This is a genomic window from Hydrogenophaga sp. H7 (assembly GCF_002025745.1).
Taxonomy (GTDB): domain Bacteria; phylum Pseudomonadota; class Gammaproteobacteria; order Burkholderiales; family Burkholderiaceae_C; genus Hydrogenophaga; species Hydrogenophaga pseudoflava.
Genome location: NZ_MCIC01000018.1, coordinates 212,354 through 229,740, shown reverse-complemented (window position 1 = coordinate 229,740; position 17,387 = coordinate 212,354). Strand labels below are relative to the sequence as shown.

15 protein-coding genes are annotated in these 17,387 nt (G+C 70.0%); 10 read left to right on the top strand and 5 right to left on the bottom strand.

Features of this window, described 5'->3' with window-relative positions; genetic code table 11:
- Window positions 1-6: 6 nt before the first annotated feature.
- Window positions 7-1,386, bottom strand: a complete 1,380-nt coding sequence (yegQ, locus tag BC358_RS18780; RefSeq protein WP_079367002.1) for a tRNA 5-hydroxyuridine modification protein YegQ — start codon at window positions 1,384-1,386, stop codon at window positions 7-9.
- Between the two features lie 113 nt (window positions 1,387-1,499).
- Between yegQ and BC358_RS18775 the strand changes: the two genes are divergently transcribed.
- The 7 genes from BC358_RS18775 (at window position 1,500) to BC358_RS18745 (ending at window position 10,920) form a co-directional block, all read left to right on the top strand.
- Complete coding sequence (locus tag BC358_RS18775; protein WP_256861580.1) at window positions 1,500-4,400, top strand: aconitate hydratase; 2,901 nt, start codon at window positions 1,500-1,502, stop codon at window positions 4,398-4,400.
- A gap of 65 nt (window positions 4,401-4,465) precedes the next feature.
- Window positions 4,466-5,398, top strand: a complete 933-nt coding sequence (locus tag BC358_RS18770) for a S1C family serine protease (RefSeq protein ID WP_079367000.1) — start codon at window positions 4,466-4,468, stop codon at window positions 5,396-5,398.
- Between the two features lie 16 nt (window positions 5,399-5,414).
- Window positions 5,415-6,416 carry a MoxR family ATPase gene (locus tag BC358_RS18765; RefSeq protein WP_079366999.1) on the top strand — a complete coding sequence of 334 codons (1,002 nt, stop codon included), beginning with the start codon at window positions 5,415-5,417 and terminating at the stop codon, window positions 6,414-6,416.
- 13 nt (window positions 6,417-6,429) lie between these two features.
- On the top strand, window positions 6,430-7,458 hold the full coding sequence (locus tag BC358_RS18760; RefSeq protein WP_143434367.1) for a DUF58 domain-containing protein: 1,029 nt from the start codon (window positions 6,430-6,432) through the stop codon (window positions 7,456-7,458).
- Complete coding sequence (locus tag BC358_RS18755) at window positions 7,455-8,522, top strand: VWA domain-containing protein (RefSeq protein ID WP_066149801.1); 1,068 nt, start codon at window positions 7,455-7,457, stop codon at window positions 8,520-8,522. Before BC358_RS18760 ends, BC358_RS18755 begins: the two co-directional genes overlap by 4 nt.
- A gap of 168 nt (window positions 8,523-8,690) precedes the next feature.
- The gene (locus tag BC358_RS18750; protein ID WP_079366997.1) at window positions 8,691-9,914 is read left to right on the top strand and encodes an FAD-dependent monooxygenase; all 1,224 of its coding nucleotides are present in this window, start codon (window positions 8,691-8,693) and stop codon (window positions 9,912-9,914) included.
- A 22-nt stretch (window positions 9,915-9,936) separates the two neighbouring features.
- Window positions 9,937-10,920: a tripartite tricarboxylate transporter substrate binding protein gene (locus BC358_RS18745; RefSeq protein ID WP_079366996.1), complete on the top strand. Its 984-nt coding sequence runs from the start codon at window positions 9,937-9,939 to the stop codon at window positions 10,918-10,920.
- Here BC358_RS18745 and BC358_RS18740 read toward each other — a convergent pair.
- Genes BC358_RS18740 through kynB form a run of 4 tightly spaced genes read right to left on the bottom strand, consistent with a single transcriptional unit; the run spans window position 10,907 to window position 14,834 of the window.
- On the bottom strand, window positions 10,907-11,998 hold the full coding sequence (locus tag BC358_RS18740) for a DNA glycosylase AlkZ-like family protein (RefSeq protein ID WP_079366995.1): 1,092 nt from the start codon (window positions 11,996-11,998) through the stop codon (window positions 10,907-10,909). The two genes, BC358_RS18745 and BC358_RS18740, sit on opposite strands and share 14 nt — an antisense overlap.
- Window positions 11,999-12,023: 25 nt before the next feature.
- A complete protein-coding gene (gene kynA / locus BC358_RS18735; RefSeq protein WP_079366994.1) occupies window positions 12,024-12,902 on the bottom strand; it encodes a tryptophan 2,3-dioxygenase in 879 nt (292 codons plus the stop codon).
- 11 nt (window positions 12,903-12,913) lie between these two features.
- Window positions 12,914-14,188, bottom strand: coding sequence for a kynureninase (gene kynU / locus BC358_RS18730; RefSeq protein WP_066149814.1), 1,275 nt, complete (start codon window positions 14,186-14,188; stop codon window positions 12,914-12,916).
- A 19-nt stretch (window positions 14,189-14,207) separates the two neighbouring features.
- The gene (kynB, locus tag BC358_RS18725; RefSeq protein WP_079366993.1) at window positions 14,208-14,834 is read right to left on the bottom strand and encodes an arylformamidase; all 627 of its coding nucleotides are present in this window, start codon (window positions 14,832-14,834) and stop codon (window positions 14,208-14,210) included.
- A gap of 190 nt (window positions 14,835-15,024) precedes the next feature.
- Here kynB and BC358_RS18720 point away from each other — a divergent pair, with 190 nt between their 5' ends.
- Genes BC358_RS18720 through BC358_RS18710 form a run of 3 tightly spaced genes read left to right on the top strand, consistent with a single transcriptional unit; the run spans window position 15,025 to window position 17,386 of the window.
- The gene (locus tag BC358_RS18720) at window positions 15,025-15,333 is read left to right on the top strand and encodes a FeoA family protein (RefSeq protein WP_079367123.1); all 309 of its coding nucleotides are present in this window, start codon (window positions 15,025-15,027) and stop codon (window positions 15,331-15,333) included.
- Window positions 15,330-17,204, top strand: a complete 1,875-nt coding sequence (gene feoB, locus BC358_RS18715) for a ferrous iron transport protein B (protein ID WP_079366992.1) — start codon at window positions 15,330-15,332, stop codon at window positions 17,202-17,204. The genes BC358_RS18720 and feoB overlap by 4 nt, the downstream gene beginning before the upstream one ends.
- Window positions 17,201-17,386 (top strand): hypothetical protein, encoded by a 186-nt coding sequence (locus BC358_RS18710; protein WP_079366991.1) that lies wholly within the window; start codon window positions 17,201-17,203, stop codon window positions 17,384-17,386. Before feoB ends, BC358_RS18710 begins: the two co-directional genes overlap by 4 nt.
- Window position 17,387: the final 1 nt, after the last annotated feature.

Genomic DNA, 17,387 nt, shown 5'->3' with positions numbered 1-17,387 from the left:
AGCCAATCAGGCGATCAACCGGGCGATCAGCGCGCCTTCGCTGGGCGCCGCCAGCGGCACCCAGACCTTGATGGGGCTGCCCTGGGCCACGTCGATGGCCTCGCCGTCCTGGTTGCGCATGGCGTCCAGCTGCACCACGCGGTTGCCGCTGGGGTGGATGACTTCCAGCCGGTCACCCACCGCAAAGCGGTTCTTGGTCTCGACCTGTGCCCAGCCGTCTTCGCGCACCTGCAGCACCTCGCCCACGAACTGGCTGCGGTGGCTTTCGCTGTGGCCGGTGATGTAGTTCTGGTAGTCCTGCGCCGGGCGGCGTTCCATCAGGCCGCCGGTGTAGCCGCGGTTGGACAGGCCTTCGAGTTCGAGCAGCAGCTCGGGGTTGAAGGGCTTGCCGGCCATGGCGTCGTCGATGGCGCGGCGGTAGACCTGCGCGGTGCGCGCCACGTAGTAGTGGCTCTTGGTGCGGCCCTCGATCTTGAGCGAGTCGATGCCCATGGCGGCCAGCTTGCCCACGTGCTCGACGGCGCGCAGGTCCTTGCTGTTCATGATGTAGGTGCCGTGCTCGTCTTCCATGATGGGCATCAGCTCGCCGGGGCGGCCGGCTTCCTCGATCAGCCAGACCTTGTTGGCCTCGGGGTGGCGCTGGCCGCTGCCGGTGGTCGAGAAGGCGCTGGCGGCTTCCTCGTCTTCCTGCGCGAAGTTGAAGCCGTCGAGCTTAGCCACCGGGGCAGCGTCGCCGGTGTCGGTGTCGGTGGTCGCGGCCTGGGTCTTGTATTCCCAGCGGCAGGCGTTGGTGCAGGTGCCCTGGTTGGGGTCGCGCCGGTTGAAGTAACCGCTGAGCAGGCAGCGGCCCGAATAGGCGATGCACAGCGCGCCGTGCACAAACACTTCCAGCTCGATGTCCGGGCAGTCGTTGCGGATCGCCTGCACCTCGTCCAGGCTCAGCTCGCGGCTGAGGATGATGCGGCTGACGCCCTGTTTCTGCCAGAACTTCACCGCCGCGCTGTTGGTGGTGTTGGCCTGCACCGAGAGGTGGATCGGCACCTCGGGCCAGAGGCCTTTTTCCATCTGCTCGCGCACCAGCATGATCAGGCCGGCGTCGGCCATGATCAGCGCGTCGGGCCTGAGTTCCACCACCGGCTGCAGGTCGCGCAGGTAGGTGCGCAGTTTGTCGTTGTGGGCGATCAGGTTGCTGGTGACGAAGAATTTTTTGCCGCGCTGGTGCGCCTCGGCGATGCCCTCCGCAATCTGTTCGAGGCGGAATTCGTTGTTGCGCGCGCGCAGGCTGTAGCGCGGCTGGCCGGCGTAGACGGCGTCGGCGCCAAAGTTGTAGGCGGCGCGCATGCGGTGCAGCGAGCCGGCGGGCAGGAGCAGTTCGGGGGCTTTCATCAGGGTGTGGATTGTCCCGCATCGACCGGTTGTGTGCTTGCCGGATACCCGCGCGCCCCGCACAGGCATTCGCCCTGACCACAATGGGCCGCGTATTCCAAGGAGACGCCCCCGTGCCGAACACCCGCTTCCAGCATCCGTTTTCCAGCACTGTCAAAACCTTTCGAACTGCGTCCGGCAAGTCGGGGCGCTTCTATTCGCTGCCCGCCCTGGCGCAGCAGTTCCCCAATGTGAGCCGACTGCCGGTGTCGCTGCGCATCGTGCTGGAGAGCGTGCTGCGTCACTGCGACGGCGAGAAGGTGCTGCCCGAGCAGGTGGCGCAACTGGCCAACTGGCAGCCCGACGCACCCCGCACCGACGAGATCCCGTTCATGGTGGCGCGCGTGGTGCTGCAGGACTTCACCGGCGTGCCGCTGCTGGCCGACCTGGCCGCCATGCGCAGCACCGCGCAGCGCCTGGGCCACGATCCGAAGCGCATCGAACCCCTGGTGCCGGTGGACCTGGTGGTGGACCACTCGGTGATGGTGGACCACTACGGCACCAAGAACGCCCTGGACCTGAACATGAAGCTGGAATTCCAGCGCAACAAGGAGCGCTACCAGTTCCTCAAGTGGGGCATGCAGGCCTTCGAGACCTTCGGCGTGGTGCCGCCGGGCTTCGGCATCGTGCACCAGGTCAATCTCGAACACCTGGCGCGCGGCGTGCACCTCAAGGGCGGGCTCTACTACCCCGACACCCTGGTGGGCACCGACAGCCACACGACGATGATCAACGGCATCGGCGTGGTGGGCTGGGGTGTGGGCGGCATCGAGGCCGAGGCCGCCATGCTGGGCCAGCCGGTGGCCTTCCTCACGCCCGACGTGGTGGGCTTCGAGCTGACCGGCCGTCTGCGCGAGGGCTGCACCGCCACCGACCTCGTGCTCACCGTCACCGAGATCCTGCGCAAGCACAAAGTGGTGGGCAAGTTCGTCGAATTCTTCGGCGAGGGCACGGCCTCACTCTCCCTGCCCGACCGCGCGACCATCGCCAACATGGCGCCCGAGTACGGCGCGACCATGGGCTTCTTCCCGGTCGACGGCAAGACCATCGACTACTTCCGCGGCACCGGCCGCAGCAGCGTCGAGATCGAGGCCTTCGAGGCCTACTTCCGCGCCCAGGGCCTGTTCGGTGTGCCGGGGGCCGCGGGGGCCTCTCAGGCGGCGGGCGACATCCACTACTCGCAGGTGGTGCGGCTGGATCTGGGGCAGGTGACGCCCAGCCTGGCCGGTCCCAAGCGCCCGCAGGACCGCATCGAACTCGGCTATGTGGCCCGGCAGTTCGCCGACCTGTTCAGCCGGCCCGCCGCCGAAAACGGCTTCAACCAGCCGGCGGCGCTGCTGCACACGCGCCACCAGCCCGATCCGGGTGAGCCGGCCGACACCCTGGCACCCGAGAAGGCCACGCCCACCCCGCCTGGCGCACCACGCTTCGTGGCCGAGATGGAGGCCAACAGACCCGCGCGCGCCACCGCCCACGCCCCGGCCGACCCGCCCCTGCCTGCGGCGCAGAAGAAGCTGACCATCGGCAATGGCGACGTGCTGATCGCCGCCATCACCAGCTGCACCAACACCAGCAACCCCAGCGTGATGCTGGCCGCCGGGCTGCTGGCGAAGAAGGCCGTCGAGGCCGGGCTGAAGGTGCAGCCGCACATCAAGACCTCGCTCGCGCCCGGTTCGCGGGTCGTCACCGAGTACCTGACCCGAACCGGCCTGTTGCCGTACCTGGAGAAACTGGGTTTCGCCCTGGCCGGCTATGGCTGCACCACCTGCATCGGCAATGCAGGGGACCTCCGGCCGGACATCGGCGAGGCCATCGCCCGGAACGACCTGGTCTGCGCGGCCGTGCTCTCGGGCAACCGCAATTTCGAGGCGCGCATCCATCCCCGGCTCAAGGCCAACTTCCTGGCCAGCCCGCCGCTGGTGGTGGCCTATGCCATCGCCGGAACCGTGCTGCGAGACCTGATGACCGAACCGGTCGGCTTCGGCACCCGGGGGCAGGCGGTGTACCTGGGCGACATCTGGCCCTCAAGCGACGAGGTGCATGCGCTGATGAAGGCCGCGATGCACGGCAAGGCCTACCGGGAGAACTACGAGCGCATTGCCACCGAGCCGGGCCCGCTGTGGGAGCGCATTCGTGGCGTGGACGGCCTGGCCTACACCTGGCCCCAGAGCACCTACATCGCCGAGCCGCCGTTCTTCGACGGCTTTGCGCTGCAGGCGCCGGAACAGACCGACCCCGGCGTGCGCGCCGCGCGCGTCATGGCGCTGTTCGGCGACTCGATCACCACCGACCACATCTCGCCCGCGGGCTCGATTGCCGAAGCTTCGCCGGCCGGCCAGTGGCTGCTGGCCCACGGTGTGCAGAAGGCCGACTTCAACAGCTACGGCGCACGGCGCGGCCACCACGAGGTGATGATCCGCGGCACCTTTGCCAACGTGCGCATCAAGAACCTGATGTTGCCGGCGGGCGCCGACGGCTCGCGCGAGGAGGGCGGCTGGACGCTCTACCAGCACGAGGGCACGGGCCAGGGCCAGAAGATGAGCATCTACGACGCGGCCATGCGCTACCGCGCGGCCGGCGTGCCGACGGTGGTGTTCGCGGGCGAGGAGTACGGCACCGGGTCGAGCCGCGACTGGGCCGCCAAGGGCACGCAGCTGCTGGGCATCCGGGCGGTGGTGGCGCGCAGCTTCGAGCGCATCCACCGCAGCAACCTGGTGGGCATGGGCGTGCTGCCGCTGCAGTTTGCGCCGGGCGATTCCTGGGAGTCGCTGGGCCTGCGCGGTGACGAGCAGATCGACGTGCTGCCCCGGCCCGACCTGCGGCCGCTGAGCGAAGCCACCCTGGTGGTGACCCGCGCCGATGGCACGCGCCTGACCCGTCCGCTGGTGCTGCGCATCGACACGCCGGTGGAAGTGAACCAATTCCGGGCCGGCGGAATCCTCCCCTACGTGTTGAGGCAGTTGCTGGGCGCTTGAGCCCGGCGCCGCAAACCGGCATCATCCGTTCAACGCGCCCGCGCCGGGCGCATCAGGAGTCCGCCATGCGCCAGACCCCGCTCTACAGCCGATCGGCCCGCCCCGGCCCAGCGCCGGAGGCGGCGCGGGTGAAGAGCGATGTGGTCCAGGGCGAGGCGCCACCGGCACCGGCACCCGCAGCGCCCCGGCCGCACTGGCGCCAGCGGCTGGCCGGCGCCGGCCGGGACCACCGCGTGATCTGGAGTGCTTGGCTGCTGGTGCTGGCACTGCTGGGCGGTCTCTGGTGGCAGCAGTCCGCGAAGGCGCCCAGGGCCCTGACACAGAAGGACATCGACGCCGCCGTCCTGCGCACCCTCACCACCCAGAACCTGCCCTCGCGCGCCGCGCGCGCCGCCGAGAAGATCCGCCCCGCCGTGGTGCGCGTGGTGGCCTACGACAAGGACAAGAAGGGCGAGGAAGTGGAGCAAGGCGTGGGCACCGGCGTGGTGATCCAGGACGAGGGCATCATCCTGACCAACCTGCACGTGGTGCAGTCCGCCCAGGGCATCAAGCTGACCTTCGCCGACGGCAGCGAGTCCCGGGCCAGCGTGGTGGGCGTGCAGGCCCAGCACGACCTGGCCGTGCTGCAGGCCCACACCCTTCCAGACGACCTGCACGCGGCCACGCTGCGCACCACGGCCGACCTGGTGCCCGGTGACGAGGTGGTGGCGGTGGGCTTTCCCTTCGGCATCGGCCCCTCGACATCGGCCGGCGTGATCTCCGGCCTCGGCCGCTCCTTCAAGTCGCCCGAGGGCACGCAGGAGATCGACAACCTGATCCAGTTCGACGCCGCCGCCAACCCCGGCAACTCCGGCGGCCCGCTGGTCACCATGGACGGCGAGGTGGTGGGTGTGGTCACCGGCATCCTCAACCCGACACGGGCGCGGACCTTCCTGGGCATCGGTTTTGCTGTGCCCATCGAGAGCGCGGCCTCCGCCGCCGGACTTCCTCCCTTCTGACACCAAGGAGCGTTTCATGAGCGACCACACCAGCCCCGACACCGCCCAGCTCATGGAGCAGATCCTCTACGAGGTCAAGCGCGTGGTGGTCGGGCAGGACCGGTTCCTGGAGCGCGTCATGGTCGCGCTGCTGGCGGGCGGGCACCTGCTGGTCGAGGGCGTGCCCGGCCTGGCCAAGACACTGACGGTCAAGACCCTGGCGAACGTTGTGCAGGGCCGCTTCAAGCGCATCCAGTTCACGCCCGATCTGGTGCCCGCCGACCTGGTGGGCACGCGCATCTACAACCAGAAGACGGGCGACTTCTCCACCGCGCTCGGCCCGGTGTTCGCCAACCTGCTGCTGGCCGACGAGATCAACCGCGCGCCGGCCAAGGTGCAGAGCGCGCTGCTGGAGGTGATGCAGGAGCGGCAGGTGACCATCGCCGGCGAGACGCACCGTGTGCCCGAGCCTTTCCTGGTGATGGCGACGCAGAACCCGATCGAGACCGAAGGCACCTACCCGCTGCCCGAGGCGCAGGTGGACCGCTTCATGATGAAGGTGCTGGTGGACTACCCGACCGACGAGGAGGAATACGTCATCGTCGAGCGCGTCACCGGCCCGGCGGTGCAGGTCAACGCCGTGGCCACCACCGACCAGCTGGCGGCGCTGCAGGCCCAGTGCCGCGAGGTGTATGTCGATCCTTCACTGGTGCAGTACGCGGTGAAGCTGGTGTCGGCCACACGCACGCCCGAGAGGCACGGGCTCAAGGACGTGGGCCGACTGATCACCTACGGCGCCAGTCCGCGTGCCACCATCGGCCTGGTCGAGGGCGCGCGGGCGCTGGCCCTGCTGCGCGGCCGCAGCTACGCGCTGCCCGAGGACATGGTGGCCTTGGTGCCCGACGTGCTGCGCCACCGCGTGGTGCTGTCCTACGAAGGCCTGTCCGAAGGGCTGAGCAGCGACGCCCTGATCGAGCGCATCATGAAGGCGGTGCCGGCCCCGGCCAAGCCGCTGGAGTATGAGCGCAAGGTGGCCTGACCGGAGCACCGCCATGCTGCTGAGCCTGTTCAAGCGAAAGGCGCCACCGCCACCGGCCGATCTGCCGGTGGGCGACGGCGGGCGCACGGAGGCCTTGCTGCGGCGTCTGGAATGGACGGTCCTGAAACGGCTCGACGGCCTGCTGCAGGGCGACCACCGCACGCTGATGCGCGGCACCGGGCTGGACCTGGCGGACCTGCGCGAATACCAGCACCACGACGACGTGCGCCACATCGACTGGAACGTCACCGCGCGGCTGCAGACGCCGCACGTGCGCGTGTTCACCGAGGACCGCGAGATGGCCGCCTGGTTCCTGCTGGACCTCAGCCCCTCGGTCGATTTCGGCTCGGGCGAGCAGCGCAAGCGTGAGCTGCTGCAGGGCTTTGTCGGCGTGCTGGCGCGCCTGATCAGCCGCCACGGCAACCGCGTCGGCGCGATGCTCTATGGCGCGCGCGGTGGTGCCGCGGTCGACACCGTGCTGCCCGCGCGCGGCGGGCGCCTGCAGGTCTTGCGGCTCTTGCAGCTCATCGGCGCCGATGCCTCGGCGCCGCCCCCGCGTGGCACGAAGGAAGCGGGTGCCACCCGCCTGGCCGACCTGCTGCACGCCGCGACGCTCAGCGTGCGCCAGCGCTCCACGGTGTTCGTGGTGTCCGACTTCATCAGCGAGCCCGGCTGGGAGAAGCCGCTGGGTGAGCTGGCGCGGCGCCACGACGTGGTGGCGGTGCGCCTGCTGGACCCGCTGGAGCTGGAACTGCCCGACCTTGGCATGATCCCCATCCGCGACGCCGAAACCGGCGAGCAGCTGATGGTGGACACCGCCGACAAGGGCTTCCGCCAGCGCTTTGCCCGCCTGGCCGCGCAGCGCGAGGCCACGCTGCGCGAGAGCCTGGGCCGCGCTGGCGTGGACACGCTGGAGCTGTCCACCGGCGACGACCTGGCCGACGCCATCCTGCGTTTCGTGGACCTGCGCAAGCGCCGCAGCAGCCTGTGGCAGGGCCGGCCCGCCCACCTCGCGCCCACGCTTTCCGGAGCCGCCGCATGAAGGACCTGCCCGTCAACTTCCTCTGGCCGCAGTTCCTCTGGCTGCTGGCCGTGCTGCCCTTGCTGGTGCTGCTGTACTGGTGGATCCTGCGCCGCCGCAAGAAGGTGGCGCTGCGCTACGCCAGCCTGTCCATCGTGCGCGAAGCCATGGGCCGCACAACCGGATGGCGGCGCCACATCCCGCCCCTGCTGCTGCTGCTGGCGTTTGCCGCCATGCTGCTGGCCGCGGCGCGACCGGTGGCCACCGTCACGCTGCCCTCGACCCAGCAGACCATCATCCTGGCCATGGACGTCTCGGGCAGCATGCGCGCCACCGACGTGCAGCCCAACCGCCTGGTGGCCTCGCAGAACGCGGCCAAGGCCTTCCTCAAGGAGCTGCCGCGGCATGTGAAGGTGGGCATCGTGGCCTTTGCCGGCTCGGCCCAGGTGGTGCAGCCGGTCACGCTCAGCCGCGAAGACCTGAACGTCGCCATCGACAAGTTCCAGCTGCAGCGCGCCACGGCCATCGGCAGCGCCATCGTGGTCGCCCTCTCCGAGCTGTTTCCGGGCGAAGTCGATCTGGCCAGTGTGACCTACGGCCGTGCCAGCAACGACCCGTTCGCGCCGCAGGGCCGGGCCATCGACCAGCCGCAGACCGAGAAGAAACCGTTCGAGCCAGTGCCGCCGGGCTCCTACGGTTCGGCCGCGATCATCCTGCTGACCGACGGCCAGCGCACCACCGGTGTCGACACGGACGAGGCGGCCAAGATGGCGGCCGACCGCGGCGTGCGCGTCTACACCGTGGGTGTGGGCACGGTGGACGGCGAGGTGATTGGTTTCGAGGGCTGGTCGATGCGGGTGCGGCTGGACGAGGACACGCTCAAGGCGGTGGCGCGCGACACCAAGGGCGAGTACTTCTACGCCGGCACGGCCGAGAACCTCCAGCAGGTGTACGAGTCGCTGAGCACGCGGCTGACGGTAGAGAAGAAGGAGACCGAGGTCTCGGGCCTGCTGGCGCTGGCGGCGGCGGTGCTGGTTCTGTTGTCTGCGGGCTTGTCGCTGTTCTGGTTCAACAGGGTGCTGTAGCCCCCACGATCCGTCGCTGCGCGGGTCGCTGCCCCAGGACCGGGGAGGGCCCCGGTCCTTGCCGGGTCCGGGGGCTGGTCCGGCTTGGGGCGGCCCGGCGCCGGACCGTCGCAAACAACCCTGACATTCGTCAACGCCGGCGGGTGGCGCACCGGCACAATCGCCGCCATGAATCAAAAGGTCGTCGTCGCCGGTGGCGGCATCGGTGGGCTGGCGTGTGCGCTGGCCCTGTCGCGCGCTGGCGTGGGGGTGGACCTGCTGGAGCAGGCCGCCGCGTTCGGTGAGGTGGGGGCCGGTCTGCAGCTTGGTCCCAACGCCGTCCGGGTGCTTGAGGCCTGGGGCCTGTCCGGTGCGCTGCGCGCCTGCGCAGCCTTCCCCGAGTCGCTTCAGGTGCGCGACGCGCACAACGCGGCCTCGCTGGGCATCCTCCGTCTGGGGGCCGTCAGCCGGGCGCGCTACGGCGCGTCCTACGCCACCGTCCACCGCGCCGACCTGCACGGCCTGCTGCTCGAAGCGGTGCAGCGCGAGCCCCGCATCCGGCTGCATCTGGACACCCGGCTGGCCGGGTACGAGGAGACGGCCGACGGCCTGCGCGTGACCTGCGAGAGCGACGCCGTCTACGAGGCCGATGCCCTGGTCGGGGCCGACGGGCTCTGGAGCCGGGTGCGCATCGGCCTGCTGGGCAACCGGCCGGCGCGGGTGAGCGGCCACCTGGCCTACCGCGGCATGGTGGCGGCCAACGAGTTGCCGGACGTGATGCGAGCACCGGTGGTCACCGCCTGGCTTGGGCCCCGCCTGCACGTGGTGCACTACCCGGTGCGGCGCGGTGAGTGGTTCAACGTGGTTGCGGTGGTCGAGGGGCTGCTCGGTCGCGGCCACGGCGGCCCGCCCGGCAGCGACCCCCAGAGCTGGAGCCACCAGGCGCGGCAGGCCGACCTGTTGCGCGCGCTGGGGCCGGTCTGCCCGGACCTCAGGGCCATGCTCGACCGGGTGGGGGAGTGGAAGCTCTGGGCGCTGAACGACCGCTCGCCGGTGGCCGGACCCGGCGAACACGCCCGCGGCCGCGTGGCCCTGCTGGGCGATGCGGCCCACCCGCTGCGGCCCTACCTGGCGCAAGGAGCGGCCATGGCCATCGAAGACGCCTGGACGCTCGGTCGCCTGGCCGGCGCGGCCCAGGGCCCCATCGACTGGGCCACGCTGTTTGCGCGCTACGCGCAGACCCGCTGGCAGCGCAACGCGCGCGTGCAGGCCCGCTCGCAGCGCAACGGCACCATCTTCCACGCCAGCGGGGCCCTGCGCCTGGCGCGCAATGCGGCCATGGCGGTGCTGGGCGAATCGCTGATGGACAATCCCTGGCTGTACAGCGGGCCGCCCGATCCCCTCGCGGCCTGATCACTTTCCAAGGAGCCGACCCATGCCCAGCCAGCCACGCCGCCAAGCCATTGCCGCCACCATCGCCGCAGGGATGTTTTTTGCACTCGGTGCGTCGTCCACCTTCGCCCAGACCGCCTGGCCCAGCAAGCCGCTGAAGATGGTGGTCGGTTTCCCGGCCGGATCCTCGCCCGACCTGACCGCGCGCCTGCTGGCCGAGCCGCTGTCGCAGGCGCTGGGCCAGCCGGTGATCGTCGAGAACAAGGCCGGCGCGGGCGGCAACATCGGTGCCGACGCCGTGGCCCGCGCCACCGACGACCACACCATCGGGCTGATGATCAACGGCAACCTCACCATCGCCAAGATCCTCAACCCCGCCACCACCTACGACCCGCTCAAGGACCTGCAGCCGGTCTCGCTGATCGCGGTCTCGCCGCTGGTGCTGGCGGCGCCCGCAGGCGCACCGGTCGGCAAGGCCTTCTTCGACCAGGCCAAGGCGCAGGGCGACAAGCTCAACTACGGCACCCCCGGCGTGGGCACGGTGGCCCACCTGGGCATGGAACTGCTCAAGGCCAAGGCCGGCATTGCGCCGGTGCATGTGCCCTACCCGGGCAACCCGCAGGTGATCACCGGGCTGATCGGCGGCCAGGTCCAGATGGCCCTGCTGCCACCGGGACTGGCGATGGCCCAGGTCAAGGGCGGCAAGCTGCAGGCTGTCGGCGTCACATCCACGGGCCGCAGCAGCGTGGTGCCCGAGGTGGCGAGCCTGGCCGACGCGGGTGTGCAGGGTCTGCAGCTGGAGATCTGGAACGCGGTGGCCGCACCGGTGGGCATGCCCAAGGCCCATGTGCAGAAGCTGGCCACGCTGCTGGCCGAGATCGTGCGCCGCCCCGAGATCCGCCAGAAAATCCTGAACCAGGGCTGGCAGGTGGCGGGCACGTCGCCGGAAGGTCTGGCCAAGCGCATCGCCGCCGACACCGCGGCCATGGCCGACGTGATTCAGAAGAACAACATCAAGGCGAATTGACGCCGAGACAAGCGGCCATGTCCGCCAGCTCGGCATCCAGCGCCTGCCGGAACTCCTGGTCTTTCGGCGCCTGTCCGTTGACATGGCCGATGTCGGGCTGCAGGCGCCCACCCACCACCGACAGGTTGCCCCAGCCGATCACTTCGTCGCGCCACAGCAGCGGCAGCGCGTAGTAGCCGCGCACGCGCTTCGCGGGCGGGGTGTAGGCCTCGAAGCGGTAGGCCCAGCCCCACAGCCGCTCGAAGCGGCCGCGGTCCCAGACCACGGGGTCGAAGGGGGCGAGCAGGCGTACGCGCTCTTCCACTTTCCAGCGGCGCGCGGCCGGGTCTTCGCCCTCAGGCCAGAACCAGCGCACGCCGTCCAGCTCGGCATTCGGCAGGCGCTGGGTGGCGCGTTGCAGCGCCGCGCGCAACAGGCCCTTCCACTGCGGCACCGCGTGCTGCAGCATGGCCACCAGCTGGCGCAGGCCGGGCTGGGGCAGGGGCGCGTACTTGTTCACCAGCACGTCCACCAGCCGGTCCAGCGTGGCGGGCACATCGTCGGGCGCGGTCTGCGGCTGGTGAGCCGTATAGAGGCGGATGCCGTTGTCGCGCCGCGCCACGCGCAGCAGGCCGCGGTAATGCATCGCGTCCAGCAGCTGGGTGCTGGCCTTGGACCGACCACCGAAGCCGTTGGTGGTGTGGCCGTGGGCGAAGTGCTCGTCCACCTCGCGTGGGTGGGCCTCGCCGCGTGCGTGCACGAAGTGCCACACCGCTTCCGCTTGCGTCCAGCGCTCGGCCGGCCATTCGCGCAGCGCGCTGCGCGGGTGCATGAGCGCGTGCAGTTCGGGTGTGACGAAGCCGTAGTTGACGAAGAAGTCCTCTTCGACCTGGAGCCTCGGATAGCGCCGTTCCAGGTCACCGACCCGGTAGCCCTGGACGCGGTGGCGCAGCGTCAGGTCCTGCGCGCGGGCGGGCGAACGGATCGGGTCGGCCTGCACGAAGCCCAGGCGATCGATGGCTTTGGGCAGGGTGGTGGGAGGGAACAGGCTGCGCGCCACGGCGTGGCGGCGCAGGTGGGCGAGGGTGATGGCGGCCATGCGCCATCATGCCGGAGCGGGGAGATCAGAGCGCCGTGCGCAGGGTCCAGATCTCGGGGAAAAGAACGACATCGAGCATCTTGCGCAGGTAGCTCACGCCGCCGGTGCCGCCGGTGCCGCGCTTGAAACCGATCACGCGCTCGACCGTGGTGACGTGGCGGAAACGCCAGAGGCGGAAGGCGTCTTCCAGGTCGGTGAGTTCTTCGCCGAGCTGGTACAGATCCCAGTGCTGCTTCGGGTTGCGGTAGACCTGCAGCCAGGCCTGTTCGACCGCCTCGCTGGCCTCGTAGGGCTGGGTCCAGTCGCGCTCCAGATGGCTGGCCGGCACGGCGATGCCGCGGCGCGCCATCAGGCGCAGACACTCGTCGTAGAGCGAAGGCGCTTCGTAGGCCGCCTGCACCATGGCCGCGCGCTCCGGGTGGTGCGCGTGCGGCTTGAGCATGGCGGCGTTCTTGTTGCCCATCGCGAACTCGATGCAGCGGTACTGGAAGCTCTGGAAGCCGCTGGAATGGCCCAGGTAGGGGCGGATCGCGCTGTACTCGGGCGGCGTCATGGTGGCCAGCACGTCCCAGGCGTGCACCAGCTGCTCCATGATCTTCGAGACGCGCGCCATCTGCTTGAAAGCGGGGTTCAGCTCGTCGGCCGCGATGTTGCGGATCGCGGCGGTCAGCTCGTGCAGCATCAGCTTCATCCAGAGCTCGCTGGTCTGGTGCTGCACGATGAACAGCATCTCGTCGTGGGCGGGCGAGAGCGGCTTCTGCGCCGTCAGGATGGCGTCGAGCTGCAGGTAGTCGCCGTAGCTCATGTCGTGGCTGAAATCCAGCTGCGCCTTCTCGTCGCGCACGATGGATTCGGTGGCCGAGGCGGGCGTGCTGCCGCCGGTGTCGTGGTAGGGGCAGGTCATGGCGTCTCCTCTCAGGTCACCGCATGTTTCTGGTTGAACTCGGGGCGCTTCCACTCGCCCGATTCGAGCACCTGCTTCAGGTACTCGACCGCGTTCCACACGTCGACAAAGCCGATGTACAGCGGCGTGAAGCCGAATCGCAGGATGTCCTTGTGGCGCCCGCCGTCGCCGGCGCGGTAGTCGCCGATCACGCCGCGCGCGATCAGGGCCTGCACGATGGCGTACGCCCCTTCGTCTCGGGTCAGACAGACCTGGGAACCGCGCAGCGCGTGTTCCCGTGGCGTCGCCAGACCCAGGCCGTGGCCCGCGCAGCGCTCTTCGACGAGTTGAATGAAGAGGTCGGTCAGCGCCAGCGACTTGGCGCGCAGCGCGGCCATGCCGCCGAAGGGCTCGGCGCCCAGCACGGTGTCCACACCGCATTCCAGCGCGGCCAGGCTGATCATGGGTTGCGTGCCGCACTGGTAGCGCGTGATGCCCGGTGCGGGCTGGTAGTCGGGCGTGAAGGCGAAGGGCGCGGCGTGGCCCCACCAGCCGGCCAGCGGTTGCCAGAAGCGGTCGGCGTGCAGCGGGTTGACCCAGACGAAGGCGGGCGCGCCGGGGCCGCCGTTGAGGTACTTGTAGCCGCAGCCGACCGAGAAGTCGGCCTTGGCCTTCTTCAGGTCCACCGGCACCGCGCCCGCGCTGTGCGCCAGGTCCCACACGGTCAGGATGCCCTCGGCGTGCGCGGCCGCGGTCACGGCCGCCATGTCGTGCATGGCGCCGGTGCGGTAGTTCACGTGCGTGAGCATGAGGATGGCGACCTCGGCGGTCAGCGAGGCGGCAATCTCCTCGGGCTCGACCAGCACCAGTTCCATGCCGTGCTGCTTGCACAGCGCCTCGGCGATGTAGAGGTCGGTCGGGAAGTTGCTGCGCTCGCTCACGATGCGCTTGCGCTGGGGTGCGTCGGCGGCGGCGATGTTCATGGCCGCGCTCAGCACCTTGAACAGGTTGACCGAGGTGCTGTCGGTGGCCACCACCTCGCCCGGGCCGGCGCCGATCAGTCGGGCAATCTTGTCGCCCACCTTGCCCGGCATCTGGAACCAACCGTGCTTGTTCCAGCTTTGAATCAGGTCGGTGCCCCATTCCTGCGTCACCACCTGGGCCACGCGGCCGGGGGCGGCCCGCGGCATCACGCCCAGCGAGTTGCCGTCGAGGTAAATGGTGTCGACGGGCAGGTTGAACTCGTCGCGCAGGTCGCGCAGCGGGTCCTGGATGTCCCTCTGCAGGCAGTCTTCTTTGGTGGTCATCGGTGGGTCTCCTTCGGGTTCACAGTTCACGCAACACCGCGCGCACCGGGCTGGCGTCGGCGGTGGTCAGCTTCAGGGGCAGGGCAATCAGCTCGTAGTCGCCCTCGGGCACGTCGTCCAGCAGCAGGTTCTCCAGCACGCGCAGGCCGCGCCGGCGGATGGTCTGGTGGCTGTCCAGGGTCTTGCTCTCGGCCGGGTCGATGCTGGCGCTGTCGATGCCGATCAGCACCACGCCGCGGTCGGCCAGCAGGGCCACGGTCTCGGGTGCGAAGGCGGGCAGGGCGGTATCGAAGCGGTCCTGCGGCATGCGCTCGTAGACCCTGACCAACACCCGTGGCGGGAGGCCGTCCATCGCGTGCGCGATGTGCTCCGGCCGCACCAGCGGCCCGCAGCCGATGGCGTGGACCACCCGGCACGGGCCGATGAAGGCCTGCAGGTCCACAGCGCCGATGGCCGCGCCCTCGGGGTCGTAGTGCAGCGGCGCGTCGGCGTGGGCGCCCACGTGCGGGCTCAGCGTGATGGCACTCACGTTGACCGGGCAGCCGGGGCCGATGCGGGCCACCCACTGTTGCGAATAGGCCGTGTCGCCCGGAAACACGGGCGATCCGGCATGCACAGGAGGGGAAATGTCCCAGAGCTTTTTCATGGTTAGCGGAAGGTAGCACCCACGAAAAAACCGTGGTGTCGGTTATTCCCAACGATCAGAAAATAATTTAAACCTAAAGCAAATTGGATGCAGGGCAAAGAAATCGGCCAGACTTTGATTAAAAGCAAATGAGAACCACTCTCGTTTGATTACATTGAGAACATCTCTTCTTCCAATGTCGGGTTCCACCATGTCCACTGCCCCGTCCCCTTCCTGCACCGGCGCCTGCCCGGACGCCCGCGACACCGCGCCGCGCACGCTCGACGCTTGGCCCCTGCGCACCCCGGCGCTGCTGCAGGGTTTTGCGACGGTGCACGACCCCGAGGTTCGCCGGACCCTGCACCGCCTGGCCGAGATCGGCTTCCTGCCCGGCGAGGTGGTCGAAATCGTGGCGCGCGCCGGCGGCCGTGGTGGGCCGATCGCCGTGCGCGTGGGTGGCTCGACCTTCGCGCTGCGGGCCCACGAGGCGGCGCTGCTGCGCGTGCGGGAGGCGGCATGAACGGCGCTGTGGCACTGCCCCGCCTGGCGCTGCTGGGCAACCCGAACTGCGGCAAGACCGCGCTGTTCAACCTGCTCACCGGTGCGCGCCAGAAGGTCGCCAACTACGCCGGCGTGACGGTCGAGCGCAAGCAGGGCTGGCTCGAAACCCCGCAGGGCCGGCGGGCCCAGGTGCTGGACCTGCCGGGCACCTACAGCCTGGAGCCGCTGAGCCAGGACGAGTCGGTCACGCGCGACGTGGTCACCGGCCGCCTGCCCGGCGAGGCGCGGCCCGACCTGCTGGTCTGCGTGGTCGACGCCACCCACCTGCGCCTGAACCTGCGCCTGGTGCTCGAAGCCCAGGCGCTGGGCCTGCCGATGGTGCTGGTGCTGAACATGGCCGATGTGGCGCAGGCGCGGGGGCTGCGCATCGACACCGCCCGCCTGGCCGAAGAACTGGGCCTGCCGGTGGTCACGGCCGTGGGCGTGCAGCGCGACGGTGCCCAGGCCCTGCTGCGCCAGCTCGACGAACTGATGGCGGCCGGTCTGCCGCCAGCGCAAGCACCCGGCGACCTGGGCGTGGCGACCGACCCCGGGCAGCTGAACCTGCGCGTGCGCACCCTGCTGGCCGCGGTGCTGGACGAGCCGCCGCGCCGCTGGACCGCCGACGACCGCATCGACCGCTGGGCGCTGCACCCGGTCTGGGGCTACGTGCTGCTGGCGGGCCTGTTGCTGCTGATGTTCCAGGCGGTGTTCGCCTGGGCCGCCTGGCCCATGGACCTGATCGAAGCGGGCATGGGCTGGCTGGGCGAACAGGTGGCTGCGCACATGGCCGAGGGGCCGCTGCGCAGCCTGCTGGTGGACGGCGTGATCGCGGGCGTGGGTGGCGTGCTGGTGTTCCTGCCGCAGATCCTGGTGCTGTTCCTGTTCATTTTCCTGCTCGAAGACTCGGGTTATCTGCCGCGCGCGGCTTTCCTCATGGACCGGCTGATGGGCAGCGTGGGGCTCTCGGGCCGCTCGTTCATTCCACTGCTGTCCAGCTTCGCCTGCGCGGTGCCCGGCATCATGGCCACGCGCACCATCAGCCACTGGCGCGACCGCTGGCTCACCATCCTGGTGGCGCCGCTGATGACCTGCTCGGCGCGGCTGCCGGTGTACGCGCTGCTGATCGGCGCCTTCGTGCCTCAGCGCAGCGTGGCGGGCCTGTTCAACCTGCAGGGTCTGGTGCTGTTTGGGCTGTACGCGCTGGGCATCGCCAGCGCGATGGCGGTGGCTTTCATCGTCTCGCGCCGCGGCGCCGGCCGCCGGTCGACGCCGCTGCTGATGGAGCTGCCGGCCTACCGCTGGCCCAGCGTGCGCAACATCGCGCGCGGCCTGTGGGAGCGCGCGCTGATCTTCATCCGGCGCGTGGGCGGGATCATCCTGGCGCTGATGGTGCTGCTGTGGTTCCTCTCCAGCTACCCGGCGCCGCCGGAGGGATTCACCGGCGCGCCGGTTGAGGCCAGCTTCGCCGGCCGCCTGGGCCTGTTGCTGGCGCCGCTGTTCGCGCCGCTGGGTTTCGACTGGCGCATCGTGGTGGCGCTGATCCCGGCCATGGCCGCGCGCGAGGTCGTGGTTGCGGCGCTGGGCACGGTGTACGCGCTGAGCGCCAGCGGCGACCAGGTGGCCGACGCACTCGGTGGCCTGATCGGCAGCCAGTGGTCACTGGCCACGGCGCTGTCGCTGCTGGTGTGGTTCGTCTACGCGCCGCAGTGCGTGGCCACGCTGGCGGCGATCCGGCGCGAGGCGGGGGGTTGGCGCCACGCGGCCATCGTCACGGTCTACCTGTTCGCCCTGGCCTGGGTGGCCTCGTGGTTCACCTACCGGCTGGTGCTGGCCTGGAGCGGTTCATGAACATCCAGTTTCTGATCGTGCTGCTGTGCGTGGGCGGCGCGCTGGTCTACCTGCTGCAGCCGTGGTGGCGCCGCGTGCGGTCCGGGTCGCCGCTGCGCAACCCGGCGGAGGCCGAGGCCCCACCACCGTCGGCCTGCGGGGCCTGCAAGGGCTGCAGCGGCCGCTCGGGCGGCTGCCACTGAA